This is a genomic window from Pseudomonas putida (assembly GCF_016406145.1).
In the GTDB taxonomy this organism is placed as follows: Bacteria; Pseudomonadota; Gammaproteobacteria; order Pseudomonadales; family Pseudomonadaceae; genus Aquipseudomonas; species Aquipseudomonas putida_E.
On record NZ_CP066306.1, the window covers coordinates 2,526,846 to 2,541,068 of the forward strand.

A 14,223-nucleotide genomic window follows, 5' to 3' on the forward strand; every position below is an offset into this window, starting at 1 on the left:
GGTTGAGAAAAGTCGTTTGGTTACACAGTGAGTTGCTGTTCGACCAAATAAAAGCCAAACTGGTGGCAGTTAATTAGGCGGCCATGCCTGGTCGCCTTTGGCGATGTTCGTAGGCGCGTGATCTGCGCATGGACTGTATCTTCACAGTCGTCGGGATCAGCAGAAGCTAAAAAGTTGACCTTATCATCAGAGCCTCTAATTCTTTGGGTAGGACGCGGAAAAATGATTCTATGTAAGGTTTTTGATTGGGTGGAGCTGGTTCGCAGTAGTAGATTTCACAACCCAGCATCATGATCGTGCCTAGTATGTTTTTAGGTACATATTCAGCTGCTCTATCGACAATGTAATGTTGGGGTGCACCGCCATCTAGGTCGTCGCGAAGCACAGACTTTAATGCATGTTCAGAAGAGATAATCATTGTTTGCTCCTTTTGAGTGTGTCGATTCACATGAATTTTTGGGGGCAGGCGGCTGCAATAGCTTGCGTCACCGCCGTGACCGGAGTCGGCTCTGAGGTGCGTCCCAAAAGCGATACAGTTGCTCTCGATCGTAGAAGGTTTCTGTTAACGACCGCGTCCATCAGGTCAAGCCAGGCCCGTTAGGCTGCGCTTGACAGCAAAGGGGCATCACTAGCAGGCGAGCCGGTGGGGAGATGAGGCGGCATAGCTTTAGCTGTTGCGATTTCAGTTTCCGCTGTCAGTGGCCGGGTCAGGTCTGCAGCCAGGAAATGATGGAAGAGACCGTAGGCGACATCGTATTTTTGCATGCCCTGATGGAGCAGATAGTCAAGCGTCGCCCGCCCATGGGGTTGCTCTTTCAGCAATTGCTGAATGGCCGGGATCTGTGAGGCGGAACCGAGAGTGGCTTCGTGGTACAGGCGACGAAGTGAAGGGCAGTCCAGGCCGACATCGACCTGTTTCAAGGTGAGTCCAACATCTGCAAAACAGACGCGGCACTGCCGCAGAAGGCTGCGGATTTCGGGATCGTACCTCTGCTCGCGCGTGGTCAACTGATAATGCAAACAGGTCCCATCAGTCAGGCAAGCAACGTAGGTTGGATACACGGTGTAATGCTGATCGGTGAAGTGGAAGGCAAACGGACGGTTGGTATAAGCGTTAATTCGCCAGTCACATTCGAGGCGGATACAGAAGGAGGCGTGCCTTGGGTTGCAGGACATGATCAGGCCATTTTTCATGGACCGGAAATGCGCGAGGCGTGGTGTTGAGAGAATGCTCTTCCAAGAGGGGGGCTGAGTTACCGAGACACCGTTTGGAAGCATGCTGAAAGGATAAGTGAACATAGCTACCTCCTGATTTCTACGCACCAATCAATGTTGGCCGGTCGTTGTATGAAAGGGATCACCGCAATGAGCAGGACTGACCACAGAGAAGTTTGCTCCAGGACTCATCGCAGGATCCCTATGCGTTTTTGCATAGACTTCGCGTCTTCAGGAGAACGAGAGCACGTGCGTCCTTCGAAAGACGGTCAAAGCGGAAAAAATCATGCGGCGACGAGTAGCCGTCAGGGCTATGCACCCATCAGCGTCGGCACACGACCTGCCTACTTGCAACCGCGCCCACTTACGGAAGTGGGAAGGGAACGCGGGCATGGGCCTAATAAGGAGGCAGGGAGCGCTAAGTGAGGAGCCGATTACGAGAGAATTGAATGAGTAATGTTTCTTGGAATGGATATGTGCTCGGCGCTGCATGAGACAACGGGGGTCAACGACCCAAGGAGTCTTTCTCAAAGTTGCGAGTGTTTCTGCGAAGCGATAGGCCCAAATCACGTGTGAGCGTGCAGCCCAAGCAATTTGGGATGCGTAAATATCGGTACACGTTTCATCCCCTATCACCAGCTCCGCTCCAATTTGGTTCCGCTCCCAAAGGAAAGCTGCCTCAAATTGCGTTGCGGACGCTTTAGCGGTGGTTTGAGACGCTTTAAAGGACCAACGGCGCTCAGGAACACCCTGGCGCTGGCAAGCAGTTTTCCGGAGTGCAGGCATGTAGAGGATCTTATCGCGGCGCACCATGATGGTTCTCCAGGCTGGTCAAGTTAGGGTCGTTTTCCGCTTCGGATTCGTATTGTGGCTCACCCTGCTGGAGTTCTCGCAACGCAATATTTGGGAGTTTTGCGAAATCTTTTTCGTAGAAATGCCCAAATGATCGGGTTATGCTGTTTAAATATATGTATCGAGCTTTTTATTTTTAATTATTGTTACCGATTTTGAATTAATTTTTCCGGCCTTCATTACTTGGCTCTATCAATGGCCTCAAAAAGGTGTTTAATAAAGTGAACATCTAGTAGGGGGCGACGTCGTGAAGGCTACCGAGGGTGACGGCTTACCTTCCAATCTGCGAGGCACGATCAGAAGCATTTACGCGCGCATAGTGGCTCAAACACTGGCCAGCGCAGCGGATATCGTTGCGGCTCCAGCGCCATACGACGCCTTTGGGGAATATGGGAAGAGATTTGAAACGGTAGTTTTTGGCTTTGCCAGTGAAGGCTGTCGGGGTAAGTGGTCTCGCTTTTGCAGTGGAGTGATGATGTCGCTAAGGGTGCGTGAAGCGGCCTGCCGTGCCTTTCCCATCGTGTTGATGACACTGGCTAGCCCATTGTGGACTGTTCTGCTACATCTGGAGCAGGCAGCGCGGCTGCTAGATGCCTTGGGAAGAGGGAAGCGGCGGCCGAGTCGCCGATATCTGATCAAGATGCTTAATCAGCCATTACGCCGACTGCACATTAACCAGCGACCTTTTCTTGAAGCTTCGCCAACAGCGCGCCAGCGGTTGATGCTCCTTGGCGAGTGGCCGGTACTGTCCATCCAACTCGCCGTACTGGCGAGTCGGGCGCCTCAATACCAAACAACGCGGTGCTGGCTTGCTCGGCGATTCGCACTCGTCTTTTTACTGCACTGCCTGCATCCGAATGTGAGTTCAAGTGCCACTGCGTTATTTCTGGTGATCGATCAATTGATGCGCCGCGGTGTTCTATGGCCGGTACCGGGATGGCCGCAAGATGTGAAAGAATTTGAGGGCCGCCTGGCTCGCTTGGCCACATTAGAAGCGCAACTGCGTCTCGAGTATTGTTTGAGCGAAGCTGCAGCATTGCGCACGCTGCGCTTGATGTTTCATGATTTGAGTATCTTCAACAACCCCAAACCAGGCCAGCATTGTTGCGTACCGTTCGTTTCAGACTTGGCTCTGTTTAGTGCAGAGGGGGTGGAAGACTTAGCGGCTCCCGCTGTCGACGAATTGCTTGCGCGATGCGCGCGGCAACGACGATGGCGAGCTGACGCCGTCTTTACTTTCAAACGGTTGGCTTACACGACGGCATTTACACGCGTGCTGGAATACTGGCTGGAGCATGATGCATTAGCCCGGCAGGTGGATTGGAGTCAGCTTCGCCCTGGGGGTAAACGACGTCGCGGCAGCCCTCGACTTGTTGGTGGTCAGGGCCCACCTTGAAGGGGCGTGATGCCTAGATCAATTTGGGGGCAAGACTGCACATTTTTTCGCGCCGCTTTCCAGCCCTTATAGCTCAACAGGGGCGGGCCTTTCGTGGCTTGGCCAGGGATTTTTGGTGACGGGGTTCTGCACATTTTTTTGCAGATATGTTCAGACCTTCATATGGGCATATCCCGGTAGTCATCTACTAGGCGTACACGGTTGACCAATTTGGCTTGGGCGGTGCTGACCTAGCCGGCTTTAGAAACCCGATCAGGAGTGCACAGCGATCAGGATTTCGTGAAACGGTACGACAACGCTATTCAACGATCGCTAGCGCCACATTAGGTGTCAGGCCATGCCTGCGCTGATGGGTGACCCTGTGGTGTTAGCTCTATCGTCTGTTGCTGACCGAGGAAAAACCCCTCGTTGAAGTCAACGCCAAGTGATGAATCTGCTCGTCAATTGAATAGCGTCCCATGCGCATCGCTTCAGGCTGCATCCAGTACCCACGCCAGGTCGTCCATCATGACATCTTGGAATCAGGCCTCTCAGGTAGCTATTGGATGAGCTGAACCAGAGCGCCATAGCGCAGTCATGCTGGCTGGGGACTAGCGTCGAAATGATGGCTGCCAATGGCGAAAACTGAGTTCGCCGTCGACCCCTTGATTATGTGGCTATGAACCTGTTTGTTCAAAGATCGATTACTCGAACCCAGGTGATCCCGAGAACATTGTCGAGATGCATGCGCTTATGGATGCTCTTGCCGCCCGCAGAATCTTCAAGCGTAATGGGACCACAAATCCCTCGCCGGTAGATAAAACCGCTCTCCTTACGGGGAACCGTGTCGTGCTCACTCCAGGCTTACGCCAAGGTTTCCAGATGCTCCAATCATCTGATGAACCGATCACAGGCAACCGTCTGTCTAGCGGCGAACAGTCCTCGGAAAACTCGCCCGGTTGGCCTGGGGTTCGGCGCCTGGAATGCGCATAGTTTTTTCTGTCGGATCACAGAGTCCTCAGGTTGAAACCCTTTTAAAATGTTCTTGCCTTTCACCAGCGCCGAACCCAACCTATCTCATCGCTGACTCGCTGGTGTCGTGAGTGCGTCAGCTGTTTAATGGCGCTATAGGAATTTAGAAATTAGCGATCAAAAATTGCCCCAGAGCTCCCGTGATGCAACGCTCGTTTACCACTTTTGTTATGCAACTGTGCTCAAAGCGGCGGATGTGCGTTACGACGTCCGTGGCTACCTCTTATCTGAGCTGGTCAGCCTTTGCTTAGGCAACCGCGCTACCTTACCTTGGGCCTATCGCGCCCGTTACGAACGCTACGTGCAAAGGGAGGCTATTGCGTTCGTGGAGTCGTTCACCGCTCAGTTGCTATTTGGCTCGGGACGATTCTCTCCCCATGAATACCGTTACAGGGTAAAGGACCGGCAGCCCTTGGGAGACATCTCCAATCGCAAATCAGACCTCCCCGATGCAGTTGGGGTTTACCACTCGGGCGTTATGCAGCATGACTGTATTTAGAATCCTCGTACTCAGCTCGCCATTTCCTGACAGGTGTTGGAGCCTAAAGCACCGCTGCTTCATGAGGCGTCGCGAACAAATTTTGATGACAGCTGAGCAAGTGTTCGGCAATCCTGAACTGGCTGAAGCATGGCTCACCAAGCAGGCGATTGGACTTAGCCGGCGTCTGCCGTGCATGCTCTTGGAAACTGATCAGGGGTACATGGAGGTTGCGGATTTCCTGGTACGGCTCGATTACGGTGTCTATTGATCACCACGTAAATTCTAGGTAGCAGTTGCTGCCTGTCCCGAGGCTGCCGCATTCGAGTAGCAGGCGACGAAGCGCTTGGGCAGGGTCGCTGAGCGTAATACTATCCACCTAAATGTCATGATACGCGGGGTGCCCATGAAGCAGATCAAACACGAACCCAAGCCTCTGATGACCGCCCGTTTGCAAGCAGAAGCACGCCAAGCACTGGCCAAGCGTAGCAACCAAAGTCGCTTTCTCGACATTGCTGCCTCCAAAGACCGTAGTTGGGAGCCTGTAGGGCGTCTGGCAGGTTAAGTCTACCTGCGAAAAAGCGCTTTCCCGGGTCCAATGCTGAGCCTGTTGTGTCAGCTGCTTCGCTTACGCTGGTAAACGTTTCGTAGTCTGGTGTGCCTAAGAATCGGGCGAGGCAGGGCAAACCGTTGGGCTCCAATCAACCCTGTAGCGCCCCATACGTCTCGCTTCGGGCGGCATCCAGTACCCGCCCCGGGTCGTTCATCATCACATCTTTCGGCATCTGGCCCCCCAGGTAGCTATTGGAAGAGCCGAACCAGAGCGCCATAGCCCAGTCAGGCTTGCAGGAGCCGAGCGTCGTGATGATGGCTGCCAATGACGAAAATGGGCGGAAGCTCGAAGCGGGGTCAAAGGCATAGAGGGGAAAGTATTCCTTGTCTTCATGAGCCAGCGAAAAGATGTTGCCCGCGCGCTTCCACTCCTTGAGTTCAAGAGTGCATTGCTCCGTGCTCAGCTGAGCCAGCACGGCAAACGCATCGGCAGTCAAGAAATCACCGCTTCTCAGGAGGCGTACTTTGCCCTTCTCCAGCATGGCCGTTTCACGGGAAAGGGTAGGGCGCATACACATGGATTTCCGTCTGGTGATCAGTGGCCGCCTACCACCCAATTTAACGATTTGATCCGTAAGCCCACAATCCGGCCTTGTGCGGGCAGGACCCAGTGTCGTGAGCAGGGACCGCCAGGTCGCTGTGACAGGCTAGCCTAGTGCTTGAGTGGTATGAGGCTATGCGGGAATTTTCTGTTCAAAAAGACTCGGTCGTCAGTTTTTTCTTCAGCGGCCCATGAAAATCTTCAGTTTTGAGTTTTTCCTGCATTTTTTCTTAACTTTCCTACCGAGTATGCGCTGAGGCACACACCTACGCTCGCCTGAGGGACGACTCCGCGCCAGGCTTGATCCGTCATTAAGGAATTGGACTGTCGGATGACCCCGGCTCGACCAAGCCTTGCAGGCGTGCCAGTTGTTGCGCCTGCGCACGCAGAAGGCGCTGGTCATGTCGGTGGGCGAGGAGGTAAGACCTGGACTTCTCGCGTAGCAAGGTGATCTCGCTCGCCATTATTTCTGCCTGCTGATGCGCCTGGTTCATGAGCAGCTTTTCGGCCGCCAAGTGCTGTTGCGCGGCGTTCAACTCACGCTCGAGCTGACGGAGCTGTTGCTGCTGGTAGCCCTGAGCGCCGGTCGAACGTTCCAGATCTCGGTAGAGTTGAGTCAGTTCTTCCTGGCGGACAGCGAGTTGTTCACGCAATCCCCGCACCTCGGTTTGTAACTGACTTAACTGCTGATCATGCCGCTGCAGTTCTTCCTGGCGTTGCAGTTGATGCTGTTGGCGAAAGTGCTCCAGCGATTCACGTGCCTGCTGGTGTTTGGTCTCGAGCGAGTGGATCGTCGTCGCACGCTCCTCGAGGAGCTGAAGCTGTTGCCGGCAGGCTTCTTCAAGGCGCCGTCGCTCGCCTTCGGCCAGTTGCAGTTGGCCCGTCAGTTGCACTTCCCGCAGACGCAACTGCCGATGGGCCTCCATCTCTGCGGTATGTGCCACTTGCAACTGCTCGAAGCGCGCGCCCTCTACCGCGCGCTGTTGCTGATAGGCCGCTTGTTGCCGCTCCAGGCGGGCGCGGTCGACGGCGACCGTCGCCTGCGCTTCACTCGCCAAACGCTCAGCTAGACTCTGCAGCAGCGCCTGCAATTCTTCCGACAGGTTCACCTGTGGCGGATGGGGTTCTGCCACGTCCAGTTCACGCAGGTAGCGAAGGATGGTGGTCTTCGAGCCCGTGTGGCCGAGTTCTGCACGCACGGCCTCGATACTGGGTGACAGACCACGGGCGAGGAGGGCATCCCGTGCTCGCTGCACGAGGGCTTTGTTGATTCCGGCGCGGGCCATGGGTCTGCTCCCACTTTTTCGTACTGTTCAAACAGTATGGAAGTACACGTGTACAGGTGCCCGATTCGGTACCAATAATCGGACAGACTGACGTTTGAGAAGCCCAGATTCTCGAACGTGATCACGCTGTTCAGGTTTTTTGGCAGTGAACGGGGTACAGCGGGAGGAAGGTGTGGACACTTTGCCCGAGCGCTATCTCCGGGCCGCGCGTCGCGCCAGTACCGAGCGGCGCTATGCTCAAGCCATTGCACACTTCGAGGCGGAGTGGGGCGGGTTGCTGCCGGCGTCCAGCGAAAGTGTGGTGCGCTACCTGGCCGCCTATGGGGCGCAATTGAGCAGCGGGACATTGCGCGTACACTTGGCGGCCTTGGCCCAGTGGCACCGGGCGCATGGTTTTAGCGATCCGACTAAGACGGCGCGGGTGCGCGATGTTTTGCGTGGCATCCAGGCACTGCACCTGCAGCCGCAGCAGCAGGCCGAGGCTCTGGCGTTAGAGGATTTGCAGGCCTGTGTCGACAGCCTTGAGGAGGCGCTGGTCAGTAGCGAGAAGGCGGTACGCCTGCGCGCCGCGCGGGATCGCGCCCTGCTTTTGCTGGGCTTTTGGCGGGCCTTACGCGGCGATGAACTGTGCCGGCTGCAGACTGAGCACCTACAGATACGCCGGGGAGAGGGGCTCGTGGTATTTTTGCCCAGCAGTAAAACTGATCGCAGCAATCGGGGTCGTCAGCTGAGTGTGCCGGCGCTGAAGCGACTGTGCCCGGTAACGGCCGTTGAGCAGTGGCTGGAGTGCAGTGGCATCCAGCACGGTCCACTGTTTCGCGCTGTCGATCGGTGGGGACACCTCTCGGCACAGGCGCTGAATCCCAACAGTATTTCGCGGCTGCTGCGGCAAATCATGTTCAGCAGCAGCGTTGATCCGCAGGGCTATTCGGGGCACTCCTTGCGTCGAGGCTTTGCCACCTGGGCGAGTGCGAATCAGTGGAATAGCAAAGCTCTGATGGACTATGTTGGGTGGCGCGACATCCAAACGGCAACCCGCTATATAGATAGCAAGGCGCCATTTGGCGCGTGGGCGGAGTAACGCGGTCAAAACGCTGCCTGCGGTACTCTGTTGCTGGGTCGTCGGCCCATCATTTCAGTGAGCACCACCTGGAACGGTACGCGCAATCTGGTAGTCGCCCTGAACACGGCTGACGGCTATGCCTCGGCCCAGGGCGACAGTCTTGAAGCGTGCAACTTGGCCAGGGACTGAGGGGCTCGGCTCTGTCTGCGTGGCGCTCTAGTGGTAGGAACCTCTTCCGTTCGCTTGCTCCAGTGCATCGTCCACCGTGTGATGCGCAGCAGGGTAATGGCCGTTTTAGCTGATTCAGCTACTCGCTTAGAGGCAGGGGAGGGGGTCGCTGTAGCCTTCTATTGTTCGTATACTCCTCGGCATGATTGTGTGAAGCAGTGTGCGACACTCACCCCTTTAGTCTGGATGCCTTTATGAATACAGTGGAGTTCACCCGAGGTACGAATGGCAAACCCGCTGCGTCTGCCGCCCTTGAAGACTGTTTGGCAAATACCATTGGTCTTGATGGTAGTTGTTTCTTCGGTTACCCATTGATTGCAACTCCCGAAGGCAAGTATTTCGTGGATGCGACTTTTTTGAATCCCGATAAAGGCGTCATTCTCTTCGATATAGTAGAAGGGCAGAATCTAGGCGACTATGCTGATCGTCAAGATGATCTCGTCAACAAGATCGAATCGAAGCTGAAACTGCATAAAGACCTGATGAAGGGGCGGAAGCTCCTGCCGCAGTTGCATGTCATCACCTTCGCGCCATCGTTGATCAATCTTGCAAGTCATGCGCAAGAAGATTACCCGCTGGCGAATGAGCACAATCTCGCGTCGCTGATACAGAGTTTGGAATGGGACAATGCGGATGATGAAATTTATCGCCTGACGACGTCGGCCATCGAGAGCCTGTCGTCAATCCGCAAGAGCCGCTCAAAACGTGAAGTGACGCGCGTCGACTCGCTCGGTGCGAAGCTGAAAAAGCTGGAAGACTCCATTGCCACCCTGGATTACCGGCAGAATCGTGCTGTCGTGGAGACCGTTGAAGGGGTACAGCGTATTCGCGGCTTGGCGGGCTCGGGTAAAACCATCGTGCTAGCGCTAAAAGCCGCTTACCTGCATACCCAACAGCCCGATTGGCGAATCGCCGTAACCTTTAACACTCGTTCTTTGAAGGGGCAGTTTAAACGGTTGATCAACAATTTCTGTATCGAGCAGAGTGGTGAAGAACCCGATTGGACCAAGCTTCGGATCTTGAATGCTTGGGGCGCTCCTGGCGGGGCGGAGCGAGATGGGATGTATTACGAAGCGTGCCGCCAGAGTGGCACTGATTTCTACGATTTTCGCACTGCCAGTAGCCACTTTGGTGGCAGCAATCGGGCGTTTGACGGCGCCTGTAAGGCCGCGCTCAGTAAAATCAACAAGTCGTTAGATGTCTACGACACCATTCTGGTAGATGAGGCGCAAGATTTTTCGCCGAGTTTCCTGCAGCTGTGCTATTCCATGCTTAAGGCGCCGAAGCGGCTGGTTTATGCGTACGATGAATTGCAAAACCTGTCCGGTACATCGCTGCCACCGCCTGAAGATCTGTTCGGAGCGGATGAAGAAGGGAATGCCCTGGTCTCGTTCGCCGGAGATCACCAGCAACGGCGAGACGTGATTCTGCAAAAATGCTATCGGAATTCGCGACCGGTGCTGGTCACCGCACATGCCTTGGGTTTCGGAGTCTACCGTGCTCCCCCAAAAATGGCGGAGACTGGCCTGGTGCAGATGTTTGAACAGCCTGCTCTATGGGGGGAGATCGGTTATCGCGTCCACACGGGCGACCTGAGAAAGGGCGCACGAGTGTCGTTGGAGCGAACCGATGAAACCAGTCCTCTGTTCCTCGAAACCCACTCGTCCATCGATGAGCTGGTGCAGATTATCAAGTTCAACAGTGAAGCCGAACAGAATGACTGGGTTGCCCAGCAGATCGAGAAGAACCTGAGTGAGGATGAGCTGCGTTACGATGATGTCATCGTGATCAACCCTAATCCAATCAACGCTCGTGAGCGCTGTGCCGCAATACGAAAGACCTTATTTGGTCGAGGTATTCAAAGCCACCTGGCCGGCGTCGATACTGACCAAGATGTCTTCTTCCGCTCTGATTTGGGCTCGGTGACCTTCACCGGTATCTATCGGGCCAAGGGTAACGAGGCCGGGATGGTGTACGTCATTAATGCACAGGAATGTGATGGCGTGGGTGCTGGATTGTCGACGCTGCGCAATCGACTGTTTACCGCAATTACCCGAAGCAAGGGTTGGGTACGGGTGGTTGGTCATGGACCTGGCATGGATGCGTTGGTGCAAGAGTATGCGCAGTTGAAGCAGCATCAGTATCGATTGGACATGGTCTACCCCACCGACGCGCAACTGAGTAAATTGCGTATTGTTCATCGTGATTTGTCGGAGCATGACAAGCAGCGCTTGGAGCAAAAGAAGTACAATGCGCAGGAGCTGACTCACGCCCTAGAAACGGGTGAACTGAATCCTGAGGATCTTGACGGTGAAACGCGAGCGAAATTGCTTGCGCTGTTGAGTGGCAATAAATGAGTCGACATGCGCCGGCGCGTGAGAAGGTCAGGCACGATCTGGAGTGTCTGACGGCTGAGCTCATAGGGCTCGGGCTAGCGGATGATCAAAATTTTCCTGCGATGAGACAAATCGGCCCTGATGTGTGGGAAGTTACTTTTCATGGTGCCGAGGCGATTTCTCTCGCCATGGGCGATATTGACTATGGTGATCTGTATCAGGAGCTTTTTGCCAACCGATCATTTTGCCTGAAGCTAATCGATGGTGGCCTGCTGCAGTTGTCGTATCGGTTTGACAGGGACTCTTTGGTCAAGCATCGGCTCGCCTACTATCCCTCGCCGAGCTTGCGTCCGTTTCAAGATGATCCGGAGGTTTATTTGCGCGAGGAGTTGTACGTGGATATTGTCAGTCGTCGCTTGGTTCCCTTTCCCATACGTTTCGATTATGACTTGGGCGCTACAAAGGATGTAGCGCATCCTTCCTGTCACCTGACGCTTGGGGATGTTGAAGGATGCCGTATCCCCGTGCACTGCCCACTCACGCCACGACAATTCATTGAGTTCATTGTCAGGAATTTTTATCAAACCGATAAGCACGAATTCATTTCGCGGTTTCCTGGTCACAAGCATTTTTTCGATGCCAGTATCAGTGTCAACGAGCAAAAGCTGATTCACTTGACCGTACCGGGAGCAGAATAGTCCGAAGGTTTCACTGCCCGTAGATCCCGGCAGCGTTCAGTTAGCTCTGGCCGTCTTCGGGCAAGATCACGCTGAGGATGCTGGCGCGGATTGATGCCCGAGCTCGGTCTGTCCTCAAGTGAGTGCAAACCAAGGCGTCCTCGATGGGAGGCAGGTGGTGCCAGTTAAACGCAGCTGGCGACCGAGCTCAACGGCAGGCCCGGCACGAGGGCAGGGTGGCTGTTCTGTTGGGCCAGCCTGCGTGAGGCTGCACCAGCCTTTCATGAGGCTCATCCGAAGGACTGTTTGGGTGACCCGAAGCGGTCAACAGGGTACTATCGCCGGTCATCTTATTAGCGGACGACCTGCCCGGTCTAGTCATTGTCTCAGGGCAATCGGCTACCGCAGTTGTCAAATTTAAAAGCGAGAATTTTCAGTGGGTGATGTAAGCACTCCGAATCCTGCGTTGGCGTTACTTGCCCCAGCTAAGCAACGTTTGACCATCCCTGCGCTAACCCTTGCTGAAGCTGACGAAATTCCAGTTGAGACACTGATACGCTTTGCCATGCGAGACGGTCGGCGTCCGCGTCCTATCTACACCGCCCATAAGTGGTTTGCCCGCCGCCTGCCCTCCGTGTTTCGAAGCTTGCTAATTGGAGTGACGAGTGCGCCGGGGGCTGACTTTGAATCGCTGTATTACGGAGCTGCTGACCTACAAGGGCTTACCGTATTGGACCCGTTTGTAGGTGGTGGCACCTCGGTATTTGAAGCCTTTCGCTTGGGTGCTAACGTCCACGGCTGCGATGTCGATCCAGTCGCGTGTGCAGTCAGTCAACTCGAGCTCGATGCTGCCGACATGCCGGATTTGCAACCGGCCCTGGAGCAACTCAAGGCACGCGTGGGACAAAAGGTGCTCGAGTTCCATCGCTCCGGTGATGATCTCGTACTGCATCATTTCTGGGTGCAGCATGTCAGTTGCCAGCAGTGTTCGACTAGCTTCGATGCTCACCCCAGCTACATCCTCGCCGATGACGGAAAAGTGCGTCATGCTGTGTGCGCGCACTGTGACGAAGTGGCGACGCTTGTCTCTGGCACGCGGGCGTTTGATTGTACCTCCTGCGGTCAACACACAGTGTGTGACGCAGGTCCGGGCAAGGGGGGGCGAGCGGCGTGTCCGAACTGTGGGCATGCGGAACCGTTGATTGACCACGGTCGTCGTAGCGGTGTCCCCGCTTGGCGGCTTTTTGCCGTCGAGACGATACCCCGCACCGATGACCGTCGGGTAGTGCCAATTGCCAATCGGGTGTTCAGGCGCGCCAGTGACGATGACCGTCAGCAGTACGCGGAGGCTTCCATGGTATTGCGCCGCGGTCTGGCCGAGGGCAGTCTCGCCTTACCGGCGGACCCGATTGAAGCTGAGGGTTGGTCTGATGAACGCTTGACCGCGTACGGCTACCGTCAATGGTCTCAGCTGTTCAATGACCGGCAACTTTTGCATTTGGCGTGGCTATTGAAAGAAATAACCGAATTGCCGGACCCGGTTCGATCATTCATAGCCATGGCATTCAGCGACCATCTGACGACTAACTGCATGATGGCTTCCTATGCTTATGGCTGGCGTCGTCTGACTCCACTCTTTTCTGTCCGCGCGTTTCGTCACATTCAACGGCCAGTGGAATTGAATCCTTGGGTCGAGCGGACGGGGCGAGGAAGCTTCCCTAACACTGTTCGTAAGTTGGGGCAGGCCGCCGCTTATGCTAGGTCCCCTAAAGAACCAAAGGCGACAGCGGAGTTCATTTCTGTTACGCGTCGATTGTCGAAGCGTCCAGGACGCATCCACCTCGGCAGCGCACGTGCACTGAGCTTTCTCAAAAGTGGCTCTGTCGACGTGGTCATGACAGACCCGCCTTACTTCGACAACATTGCGTATTCCGAGCTTGCTCAGTTCTTCACCCCTTGGCTGAAAGCACTGGGGGTGATCGGCAGTTTGCCCCGTGATCATGTCATGAGCGAGAGCCTGGTCGCACGCAAGCACCAGCCACAGAGTGTTCAACACTTCATCACCGGGCTGGGCGAGGCGTTCGCAGAGATTGAACGAGTACTGCGCCCCAAAGGGGTGGTAGCATTTAGCTATCGGCATACCGAAGCACCTGCGTGGTTAGCGCTAGCAGAGGCCATTGCTGCTACCGGCTTACACGTTACTCGTGTTCTGCCAATGCCTGGTGAAGTGGGTATGGGTTTGCATGGACAGGGCGAGCGCGGGCTGTGGGATGCCATCTTCATCCTGCGACGTGGCCGGCGTCTTGTGGGTGAGACGCAGGAACTGCTTGTCTCCCCAGCTGACCTCTTGGCCGCAGATGTGGCGGTTGCTGAATGGCGCGATCGATATGGTTGCCTGTCGATAGCCTTTAATGCAATTGACGCGATTGCTCTGAGGAGGGCCTTTCTTGTGGGGCAAGCCTTGGCCAAGAATAAAAAAGTCGGGCTTGATCACGTACCGCTCAAGGAGGCGTTGCGTTAGACAGCTC

The 14,223-nt window shown here is 55.2% G+C and carries 11 protein-coding genes; 7 read left to right on the forward strand and 4 right to left on the reverse strand.

The genetic code is table 11. From position 1 onward, the window contains the following. Positions 1 to 166: 166 nt before the first annotated feature. Both JET17_RS11555 and JET17_RS11560 read right to left on the reverse strand, forming a co-directional pair. A complete protein-coding gene (locus JET17_RS11555; protein ID WP_012314157.1) occupies positions 167 to 418 on the reverse strand; it encodes a hypothetical protein in 252 nt (83 codons plus the stop codon). A gap of 179 nt (positions 419 to 597) precedes the next feature. Further along, complete coding sequence (locus JET17_RS11560) at positions 598 to 1,299, reverse strand: hypothetical protein (protein ID WP_012314158.1); 702 nt, start codon at positions 1,297 to 1,299, stop codon at positions 598 to 600. A 1,015-nt stretch (positions 1,300 to 2,314) separates the two neighbouring features. Between JET17_RS11560 and JET17_RS11565 the strand changes: the two genes are divergently transcribed. The 3 genes from JET17_RS11565 to JET17_RS11575 all read left to right on the forward strand — a co-directional run bounded on the left by JET17_RS11565 (position 2,315) and on the right by JET17_RS11575 (position 5,517). Beyond that, the gene (locus tag JET17_RS11565; protein ID WP_012314159.1) at positions 2,315 to 3,463 is read left to right on the forward strand and encodes a hypothetical protein; all 1,149 of its coding nucleotides are present in this window, start codon (positions 2,315 to 2,317) and stop codon (positions 3,461 to 3,463) included. Between the two features lie 1,571 nt (positions 3,464 to 5,034). Then, positions 5,035 to 5,223: an antitoxin Xre/MbcA/ParS toxin-binding domain-containing protein gene (locus JET17_RS11570; protein WP_012314161.1), complete on the forward strand. Its 189-nt coding sequence runs from the start codon at positions 5,035 to 5,037 to the stop codon at positions 5,221 to 5,223. Between the two features lie 135 nt (positions 5,224 to 5,358). After that, a complete protein-coding gene (locus JET17_RS11575) occupies positions 5,359 to 5,517 on the forward strand; it encodes a hypothetical protein (RefSeq protein ID WP_173857510.1) in 159 nt (52 codons plus the stop codon). A gap of 136 nt (positions 5,518 to 5,653) precedes the next feature. On the opposite strand, the gene JET17_RS11580 is transcribed toward JET17_RS11575, so the two are convergent. Together JET17_RS11580 and JET17_RS11585 are read right to left on the reverse strand one after the other, a co-directional pair. After that, positions 5,654 to 6,076 (reverse strand): hypothetical protein, encoded by a 423-nt coding sequence (locus JET17_RS11580; protein WP_042111389.1) that lies wholly within the window; start codon positions 6,074 to 6,076, stop codon positions 5,654 to 5,656. 340 nt (positions 6,077 to 6,416) lie between these two features. Further along, positions 6,417 to 7,391, reverse strand: coding sequence for a DNA-binding protein (locus JET17_RS11585; RefSeq protein ID WP_012314163.1), 975 nt, complete (start codon positions 7,389 to 7,391; stop codon positions 6,417 to 6,419). Positions 7,392 to 7,563: 172 nt separating this feature from the next. Between JET17_RS11585 and JET17_RS11590 the strand changes: the two genes are divergently transcribed. The 4 genes from JET17_RS11590 (at position 7,564) to JET17_RS11605 (ending at position 14,216) form a co-directional block, all read left to right on the forward strand. After that, positions 7,564 to 8,472 (forward strand): site-specific integrase, encoded by a 909-nt coding sequence (locus JET17_RS11590; RefSeq protein ID WP_042111950.1) that lies wholly within the window; start codon positions 7,564 to 7,566, stop codon positions 8,470 to 8,472. Between the two features lie 404 nt (positions 8,473 to 8,876). Further along, on the forward strand, positions 8,877 to 11,039 hold the full coding sequence (locus JET17_RS11595) for a DEAD/DEAH box helicase (RefSeq protein WP_012314165.1): 2,163 nt from the start codon (positions 8,877 to 8,879) through the stop codon (positions 11,037 to 11,039). Then, positions 11,036 to 11,716, forward strand: coding sequence for a DUF2290 domain-containing protein (locus JET17_RS11600; protein WP_012314166.1), 681 nt, complete (start codon positions 11,036 to 11,038; stop codon positions 11,714 to 11,716). The genes JET17_RS11595 and JET17_RS11600 overlap by 4 nt, the downstream gene beginning before the upstream one ends. A gap of 415 nt (positions 11,717 to 12,131) precedes the next feature. Then, positions 12,132 to 14,216: a hypothetical protein gene (locus JET17_RS11605; protein ID WP_146018917.1), complete on the forward strand. Its 2,085-nt coding sequence runs from the start codon at positions 12,132 to 12,134 to the stop codon at positions 14,214 to 14,216. Positions 14,217 to 14,223: the final 7 nt, after the last annotated feature.

What these genes read in the sequence shown, in the direction of transcription:
- JET17_RS11560 (WP_012314158.1), bottom strand. Translation starts at nt 1,299, where the DNA reads ATGTTCACTTATCCTTTCAGCATGCTTCCAAACGGTGTCTCGGTAACT.
- JET17_RS11570 (WP_012314161.1), top strand. Translation starts at nt 5,035, where the DNA reads ATGAGGCGTCGCGAACAAATTTTGATGACAGCTGAGCAAGTGTTCGGC.
- JET17_RS11555 (WP_012314157.1), bottom strand. Translation starts at nt 418, where the DNA reads ATGATTATCTCTTCTGAACATGCATTAAAGTCTGTGCTTCGCGACGAC.
- JET17_RS11595 (WP_012314165.1), top strand. Translation starts at nt 8,877, where the DNA reads ATGAATACAGTGGAGTTCACCCGAGGTACGAATGGCAAACCCGCTGCG.
- JET17_RS11585 (WP_012314163.1), bottom strand. Translation starts at nt 7,391, where the DNA reads ATGGCCCGCGCCGGAATCAACAAAGCCCTCGTGCAGCGAGCACGGGAT.
- JET17_RS11580 (WP_042111389.1), bottom strand. Translation starts at nt 6,076, where the DNA reads ATGCGCCCTACCCTTTCCCGTGAAACGGCCATGCTGGAGAAGGGCAAA.
- JET17_RS11575 (WP_173857510.1), top strand. Translation starts at nt 5,359, where the DNA reads ATGAAGCAGATCAAACACGAACCCAAGCCTCTGATGACCGCCCGTTTG.
- JET17_RS11600 (WP_012314166.1), top strand. Translation starts at nt 11,036, where the DNA reads ATGAGTCGACATGCGCCGGCGCGTGAGAAGGTCAGGCACGATCTGGAG.